The 7,863-nt window shown below is 42.8% G+C and carries 7 protein-coding genes; all 7 read right to left on the bottom strand.

All coding sequences use genetic code 11. The features are described from left to right. On the bottom strand, positions 1 to 1,039 hold a 1,039-nt coding region (gene ftsZ / locus PHQ42_04805; protein ID MDD5072023.1), incomplete at its 3' end, for a cell division protein FtsZ. A 354-nt stretch (positions 1,040 to 1,393) separates the two neighbouring features. Then, positions 1,394 to 2,650: a cell division protein FtsA gene (gene ftsA, locus PHQ42_04800; GenBank protein ID MDD5072022.1), complete on the bottom strand. Its 1,257-nt coding sequence runs from the start codon at positions 2,648 to 2,650 to the stop codon at positions 1,394 to 1,396. 192 nt (positions 2,651 to 2,842) lie between these two features. Beyond that, the gene (locus PHQ42_04795; protein ID MDD5072021.1) at positions 2,843 to 3,721 is read right to left on the bottom strand and encodes a prepilin peptidase; all 879 of its coding nucleotides are present in this window, start codon (positions 3,719 to 3,721) and stop codon (positions 2,843 to 2,845) included. An 18-nt stretch (positions 3,722 to 3,739) separates the two neighbouring features. Beyond that, positions 3,740 to 4,255 carry a methyltransferase domain-containing protein gene (locus PHQ42_04790; protein ID MDD5072020.1) on the bottom strand — a complete coding sequence of 172 codons (516 nt, stop codon included), beginning with the start codon at positions 4,253 to 4,255 and terminating at the stop codon, positions 3,740 to 3,742. 3 nt (positions 4,256 to 4,258) lie between these two features. Further along, on the bottom strand, positions 4,259 to 6,586 hold the full coding sequence (locus PHQ42_04785) for an O-antigen ligase family protein (GenBank protein ID MDD5072019.1): 2,328 nt from the start codon (positions 6,584 to 6,586) through the stop codon (positions 4,259 to 4,261). Positions 6,587 to 6,793: 207 nt separating this feature from the next. Continuing rightward, positions 6,794 to 7,222, bottom strand: a complete 429-nt coding sequence (locus PHQ42_04780; protein MDD5072018.1) for a type II secretion system protein — start codon at positions 7,220 to 7,222, stop codon at positions 6,794 to 6,796. Between the two features lie 270 nt (positions 7,223 to 7,492). Further along, on the bottom strand, positions 7,493 to 7,863 hold a 371-nt coding region (locus PHQ42_04775), incomplete at its 5' end, for a hypothetical protein (GenBank protein MDD5072017.1).

Below are 7,863 nucleotides of genomic sequence, written 5' to 3'. Positions count from 1 at the left end.
TCTTCTCCTGCTCCTTTTCTTCCTCTTCAATAAAAGGATTGGGAGTATAGGACCTTTCGCTACCTGTGTTGATAAGACCGGGGGTACGACCGTTAAAGCCGGTCGCAACCACCGTTATCTTTATTTCGTCTTTTAACTTATCGTTAACCACTGCTCCGAAAATAATCTTGGCATCTTCGTCAGCCGAAGCTGTGATGACTTTCGCCGCCTCGTTAACTTCGTTCATGCCCAGGCTCGGACCTCCGGTTATGGTAAAGACTATGCCCCGAGCGCCCTCTATAGACATATCGAGCAAGGGCGAACTGATGGCCGCTTTGGCCGCTTCAATCGCCTTGTTCTCGCCCGAAGCTTGGCCGATCCCCATCAAGGCCGAACCGGCGTTAGACATAACAGCCTTAACGTCGGCAAAATCCGCATTGATGATTCCGGGCACGGTAATAATTTCGGCAATGCCGGCCACGCCCTGGCGAAGAACATCGTCCGCCACCATAAAAGCTTCCAGAAGCGAAGTTTTCTTATCTATAACTTGCAACAACTTATCGTTGCAGATCGTGATAATCGTGTCCACCTTATCCGCCAATTCAGTAAGCCCCCTTTCGGCAATATTTTTTCTTTGTCCGCCCTCAAACTGGAATGGCTTCGTAACCACGGCTACCGTCAGAGCGCCCAAGTCTCTCGCTATCTCGGCCACAATCGGCGAAGCGCCGGTGCCTGTGCCGCCGCCCAAACCGCAAGTCACAAAAACCATATCCGAATCTTTCAAAATATCCCTAATCTCATTTTGCGATTCTTCCGCGGCTTGCTTGCCCAATTCCGGATTCATGCCCGCTCCCAAGCCACGAGTAACCGATTTGCCGATATGAAGCTTCTCTCCGGCTTTATTGTAATGAAGGGCCTGGACATCGGTGTTGATAGCGACAAAATCAACCCCCTTTATTCCTCCTTCCACCATCCTGTTGATGGCGCTGCCGCCGCCGCCGCCAACTCCGATTACTTTTATTTTGGCGAATGTTTCGGCCGCTGGTTTTACTTCTGCCATATAATTAGTTAAAAGTTATAAAGTTGTAAAGCAAAAAGCTATAAAAAACTTCAAACTTTATGGACTTTATAAACTTTATGGACTTTATAAACTTTTTACTAATTATATTGTATAACATCATAAAAAAAATGGCAAGACCCCGCTACTTTTGCCACTTATAAGACTGAACAAATTTTTTATACACCCCGTTCAACGCCTTTATACACTCTTTAAACCCTTGGCTAAACCTTTAATTCAAATGCCACCAATTAGTATTCGGAGCATTCGGATTATGGCAGGAAAATTTAAGTTATCAAGGCAGAATTCGGATTAAGGGATTATTAAAAGGTTTAGACCCGCAAAAAGCTAATCCTACTACGGGATAAGGGAAGAAAACCATTTTTTCATTTTATCCACTGTCTTGTCAATCGTTTCTCCGCCGGGCCATTTGCTTCTTTTCCCTCCGGAAAGATGATCTCCCCAGACAACCAAACCCAAGGCGGTTAAAAATTCCAAATCATTGACTTTGTCAATTACCGTGTCAACATTTTTTGTATTGCCCAGGCAGACCGGCAACCGCAATTTTCTCTTTCCGACTTCCACCAAATCAGCCAATTTGGCTCCGCCGCCGACCAAAAAAACTCCTGCCGGAAGCATCCCCGACCGATCAATTTTTTTCAGCTCCTCGTCAATTTTTTCAAAAATTTCTTCCACCCGGGCTTCAATAATTTCAGAAATATATTTTCTGGAAACAAGGCCTATTTCATCATCAACTTCTTCTTCCTTGGCCAACTCGGAAATATCAATCTCGTCTTTCTTGGAAAACTGGTCTGATTTGGCGCTGCCGTATTCCATTTTTATCCGTTCCGCTAAATTTATCGGGCAGCGCAAACCAATAGCCACATCAGACGTGATATGTTCGGAGCCGACCGGCAAAACCGCCGTATGCAAAAGTTCGCCCTCTTCATAAACTGCCAGCCCGGTCGTGGAAGCGCCGATATTAACTATGGCTACCCCCAATTCTTTTTGCTTATTATTGACCACCGCTTCCGCCGCGGCCAAGGGTGATAAAACTAAATCCTCAATATCAAAACCGGTCCGATAAATAGCTTTGGTCAAATTTTTTATTTGGCTGGAAAGGCCCTGGATAATCAAAGTTTCCACCTCCAGCCTGACGCCGCTCATGCCAATCGGATCCTTTATGTCCTCTTGGCTGTCAACCGTGAACTTAACCGGAATGACATGGAGAATTTCGTAATTGGGCGGAACGGACATGGCCCGGGCCGCCTCAATTGCTCTCTCTATATCATCTTCGCTTATTTCCCCGTCACTTTTGCCAACCGCAACCACGCCTCGGCTCTTTACCGCTTTTATGTGAGGATCATTGATACTCACCCAAACAGAGTTTAAAGGCGCGCCGATTAAACGTTCGGCTTTTTCCAAGCAAGCGGAAATGGAAGAAGTGGCGTCTTCTATGCTATTAACTATTCCCCGGTTAATGCCTTCAGCTGAAACCGAAACTGCCCCGATAACTTGCAGCTTCTCCCCTTCTCCGCCCATTACTCTTTGCCCGACTACCAGCCTTACCGCGGTTGAACCTATGTCCAAGCCGGCAATTATGTCCTGTTTCATATTTTTATAATGCGAATCTATCCCGCCTCGCTGAAGACGAGTTCAGCTCGTCGAAGCGGGCGAATTTATCCGAATGTCCGGAATTCTTATAAAAGCATTCGGGGCATTCGCCTGCCTGCCGGTAGGCAGGGATGTAATTCGGGTTAATTTGGATTATATTACTATTATACTAAACTTTTTTGGTTTTGCCAACTAAAATAGACCCAAATACCAATTGACTATTCTGTCCCCGAAGAAAAGAGTAAAAATCGTGGCGCTGGAAAGAAAAACGCCCAAAGGAATCTCTGATTTCCATTTTTTCTTTTTGAAAGCGATGAGTCCCAAGCCAATGACCGAACCGGCAAAATAAGCCAACAAAATGGCCAAAATTAAATGGCTGGCTTGCCCTAAAGCCAAACCCATTAATAAGCCAAGCCTGATATCGCCGCCGCCGATCCACCGACCGCGAGAAACAAGAAACTGGATAAGAAAAAAGCTAGCCCCTATTGCTCCGGTAATTACCAAGCTTAACCAATTTACTCCCAAGGCTAAATTAAAAATAAAAACCGCCAAACAAGCGGGCAAAGTAACTTTGTCTAAAATCAAATACCAGCGCAGATCATAAATAAATATGACAATCATCACCGCGATTATAAACCAATCCTTCAAAATTAAAAGTAAAAAGTTAAAAGTAAAAAGTAATTGAAAACCTGCCTGCCGGTAGGCAAGGTTAAAAATTGCCCGCCCCGCTTCGCTTGCCAAGTCTGGGAAAAATTGAAAATTAGGAAGTAAGGCAGAGGCAAAAGTCTTAAAATTTAAATAAAAAGACAAAACAAATAAAACCCCTGCCACTAGTTCGACGATTGGGTATTGCCAGGAAATTTTCCCGTGGCAATGGCGGCATTTCCCGCCCAACAGAATAAAACTCAAAATAGGAATATTGTCATGCCAGGCGATTGGCTGGCGGCAGGCCGGGCAATAGGAACGGTTCCACATCCCCTCCTCTTTGTAAAGGCGCCAAACCAAGCAGTTTAAAAAGGAGCCGACAAGCAGACCGAGAAAAAAAATAAAAAATATAAAAAATAAATCCATGGGGTTGACAATTTTTATTTATTTCAAACATTTAAGTTCAAAATAAATTTCATCATAAATGTTAAATAAAAAATGGTTGAATAAAGGCTTTAGGGGAATTAAATTCCTGAAAAAATGCTTCCAATCTTTGAATTTTTTATGGGCGATGAGTTTTACGGAGATTATTTCAAAATTGGCCTTCGTATAATAATGGTAGGGATGCTCACTCGCAAAATAATCAAAGCTTGACTCGGTAAAAAATTTTTTATGGGTCGGATCGGTAAAAGCGCCGCTGCTCTTGTAATAAGGAACGCGGATCTCCACCCGGGCGCCCGGCTGGCAAATCCTAAAAATTTCCTCCATGACTCTCACGGTATCCTCCAGGTGCTCCAAAACATTATCCATTAAAATTTCTTGCGCGGAGTTATCGGCGAAAGGGTAAGGAAATTTATTCAAATCGTGAATAACATCAACCGCCGGAGTTTTAAGCCTGTCTACGCCCAAAAAACCGTCAATTCTTTTTTCTCCGCAGCCTAAATTAATTTTTTTTCCCATATTTTATGGTTCTATCTCTTTTTTTAATTCCATAATAAATTCACTGTCCGCATTAAGGCTCGCGGCCTCATCAATATATTTTGACGCCTCAACCATATCGCCTCTTTCTTTATAGAGGAGGGATAAAGCCAGCGGCCAGGAATAATCCTCCGTATTAAGCATATAACCCCTTTTATTATACCAAATAGCCCTGTCTATGTCTCCCTGGCTATAGTAGGCATCAGCCACTTTTTTGTAAAGACGCAAATAAAAGGGATTGAGTTTCAGCCCCTGCCAATAATAATCTATGGCCATGTCCCAGTCTTCTTTATAAGCGAAAGCCATCCCCATCATCTCAAAAAGGCGCGCTTGCTCCGATTCTAATTCTCTCCTGTGCTCACTATTAAGGTAGGGGCTGTCTAAAGAGGGAAGGGCGCCAACGGCTTTGGAAAAATTAGCCATTGCTGCCTCATAATCTTCCTGCCAAAGCTTCATTCTTCCCAAGTCCTCATAGGCGGTAGTGACAAAGGGATTTGTTTTGATCAAGCGCTTATAATCTTCTTCCGCCGCCCCGTAGTAAACCGGGTCAATATAATAACCAAACAGGGATTTGGCGTGGGCGATATGAGTCCAGGTGTAAAACCCGTATTCCCGGGGACCGACGGAATTAGCCATGCTCATGACATTATCATACAGGTCGCGCCGGCTTTCTTCCGACTCTACGGCCTCAAAACAATTCAGATTGTGGTAAATATAGCGCTCTTTGTAAAAAGTGCTTATCGGATTTAAAAAAACGGTTTTCTCCATATTATCCAAAATTTGGCGGCAATCTTTTTTTGCCTCCGCTTTTTTTACTTTCATATAGTAGTAATCGGCCCGCCAGGCGTTGATATTATAATAATAAACCAAAATAACGCCTAAAAAAAACATGGCCAGCCAGATTAGGGCCAAAGAAACCGGCCTGAAAAATCGGCTTCTTTCTTCTTCTGCGCGGCCGGAGGAAGAATCGGAAAAAACAATAACCGCCAAAAGGGCGAGCATAAAATAAAAACAAATATAGCCAACCGTTAAAGAAAAACTTAAAAGACTATTGATAAAATAACCGGCCAAGGCGGCCAAAATAAAAATAATCAGCCAAAATTCTTTGGCCAAGGAAGGTCTTCTTAAATATTCAAAAGCGGCCGCTAAAATATAGCCGACAAAGAGAGCGAAGGCAAGCAGGCCGATTAGGCCAAATTGTAAAACCGTATCAAAAAAGGCATTATGGGCGCGATCCGGAAAAGTATTTATTTTTTCAAATATCCCCCATTCCGGCCGATAATATTCAACAAAAATATCGGGCAGAACTTCCGGCCCGTAGCCGAAGAGTTTCCGCTGCCAGCCGCCTTTTTTAAAAATCTCCCAAGACGCTTGCCAATAATAAAGCCTGATCTTGTTTGAGCCGCTTTTAAAATCAAAAATGCTTTCCACCCTATTTGCTATATTTATTTCTCCCGGCTCCAGCAAAACGCTGCCCTTAAAATAAAAAATGTTAAGGCAGGCTATGGCGATAACTCCGAACAAGCCCAGACCGACTAAACTCCAGGCTATTTTTTCCTTTTTTTTCGCGAATAAAATCAAAACGGGAAATAGCGCCGCGCCGGCCGCTAAACCCAGCCAGGCCGAACGGTTATAGGTAAAAATCAAGCAGGTTAACTGGGCAACCGCCAGAATAACCAATAAAAAACGGCTAAGAAAACGTCGCTTTAAAAAAATTAAGCTGAAGACGGTAAGGGGAATAACTATGATTAAATATTGGCCAAAAAAATTAGGCTGGCCCAGGGTAGAGAAAATACGGCCGATATAAGTGACTTTTTCTTTCCAATCCAGGGGGTCAAGATTGAAATATTGGAGCAGGCCGTAGAAGCAGACGGGAATTGAGGAAAAAACCAATGCCTCCACGGCTCTTTTCACCCTTGGCCAACCCCTCATCAAATTTAAAGCCAAAAGGATGAAAAACAACCAGTAATGGAAAAAATTGTAAAAACCCTGTTGCCGGCCGTAGCTTCCCCAAAAACTCAAAGCGGGGTGAATTGAAAAATAAGTGGAAGCTAAAAATGACAAGCCGAGCAAAGCTAATAATAAAAACAATTTTCGGGGGAAACGCCGATGGCCGGTTCCTTTAATAAAAATTTTGGCCGCAAAAGCCAAAAGGGAGATCGTCAGAAGAATTCTGAAAATAACCGCTTTATTAAGTTCAAAAACATTATAATTTTCCTGAACAAAAGCGAAATAAACCGGAGTAAAAAAAATTATACCCAATAAAGAAATTTCTCCCAGATAATCGCAAATTTTTGCAATTTTGTTGGACATAAATTTAATATTCTACTAATTTCAAATTACAAATTACTTACAGCCGGCGAGCAGTATCAACTTCTTAATTTAATCTTAAGCGATATGTTGCAAACCGTAAATTATACTAATAATTAGTATAGCATTGTTTCCGCCTATAAAAAACTCTCTTTCTTTAAAGAAAGAGAGTTTTTTATTTAAACCCCAATGGGATTTACTGAATTTACTCTAATTAGCAATTCCGGCCGGAGTGGCTTGCTTGGTGCCGGCAGTCAAACCGCCGGTTGCTCCGCCAAGGCAATAAGTAATGTGGTAAGAAGAGCCGCTGCCGTCCTGCGTATAAACATAATTGGCGTCCGGGCAACTACCGTCGTTTCTCGGAGAAGGATTGCTTGGTAGAACTGCCATGTAGGTGGTGCCACTATAGGAGATTGAACCTGTGCCAAAAACCACTGCTCCTGCTGTTGGATATGAATTGGCGTCGTTATAATAGAGCTCAAGAGCTGTTTGAACCTGTTTTATGTCAGATACCCGCTTGGCGTCTCTTGATTTTTGCCTGGCGTTATTCAGGGCTACCACGGCCAAAGTTGACAATAAGCCAATGATGGCGATAACGACCAATAACTCAATTAAAGTAAAACCTCTTTGTTTTCTCATATTTCACCTCCCCTCTTTATTTCCCTTGAGTCACTGGCTTAATCCCAGGAATTAAGATAGCGACCGGGAGAATAATTTATTAATTTTAATTATATCTTAAATATTAAAGAAGCGCTTATCCACATTATACCATAAAAAAACAACAACCCGCAAAAATTCCCTGAAATTATTCCGATTTCCTCCTCCGGCTTTTTTTAATTTTATAAATTAAAATAAATTAGCCTCCTCGGATATTGGAAACTTAATAATAAAAATTTGCCAAAATTAAATTTAATTGGAAATTCCGGCCGGAGTGGCGCGCTTGGTGCCGGCAGTCAAACCGCCGGTTGCTCCGCCAAGGCAATAAGTAATGCTGTAAGAAGCGCCGCCATTGTTCTGGGAATAAGCGTAATCAATATTCGGGCAACTACCGTCATTTCTCGGAGAAGGATTGCTTGGTAAAATTGCCATGTAGGTAGTAGCGGGCGAGCCGTAAGAAATTGAGCCGGTGCCAAAAACCACTGCTGCTGTTGCGGGATATGAATTGGCGTCGTTATAATAGAGCTCAAGAGCTGTTTGAACCTGTTTTATGTCAGATACCCGCTTGGCGTCTCTTGATTTTTGCCTGGCGTTATTCAGGGCTACCACGGCCAAAGTTGACA

The organism is Patescibacteria group bacterium (assembly GCA_028711655.1).
Taxonomy (GTDB): domain Bacteria; phylum Patescibacteriota; class Patescibacteriia; order Patescibacteriales; family JAQTRU01; genus JAQTRU01.
This window is presented reverse-complemented; position numbering and strand designations above follow the sequence as displayed.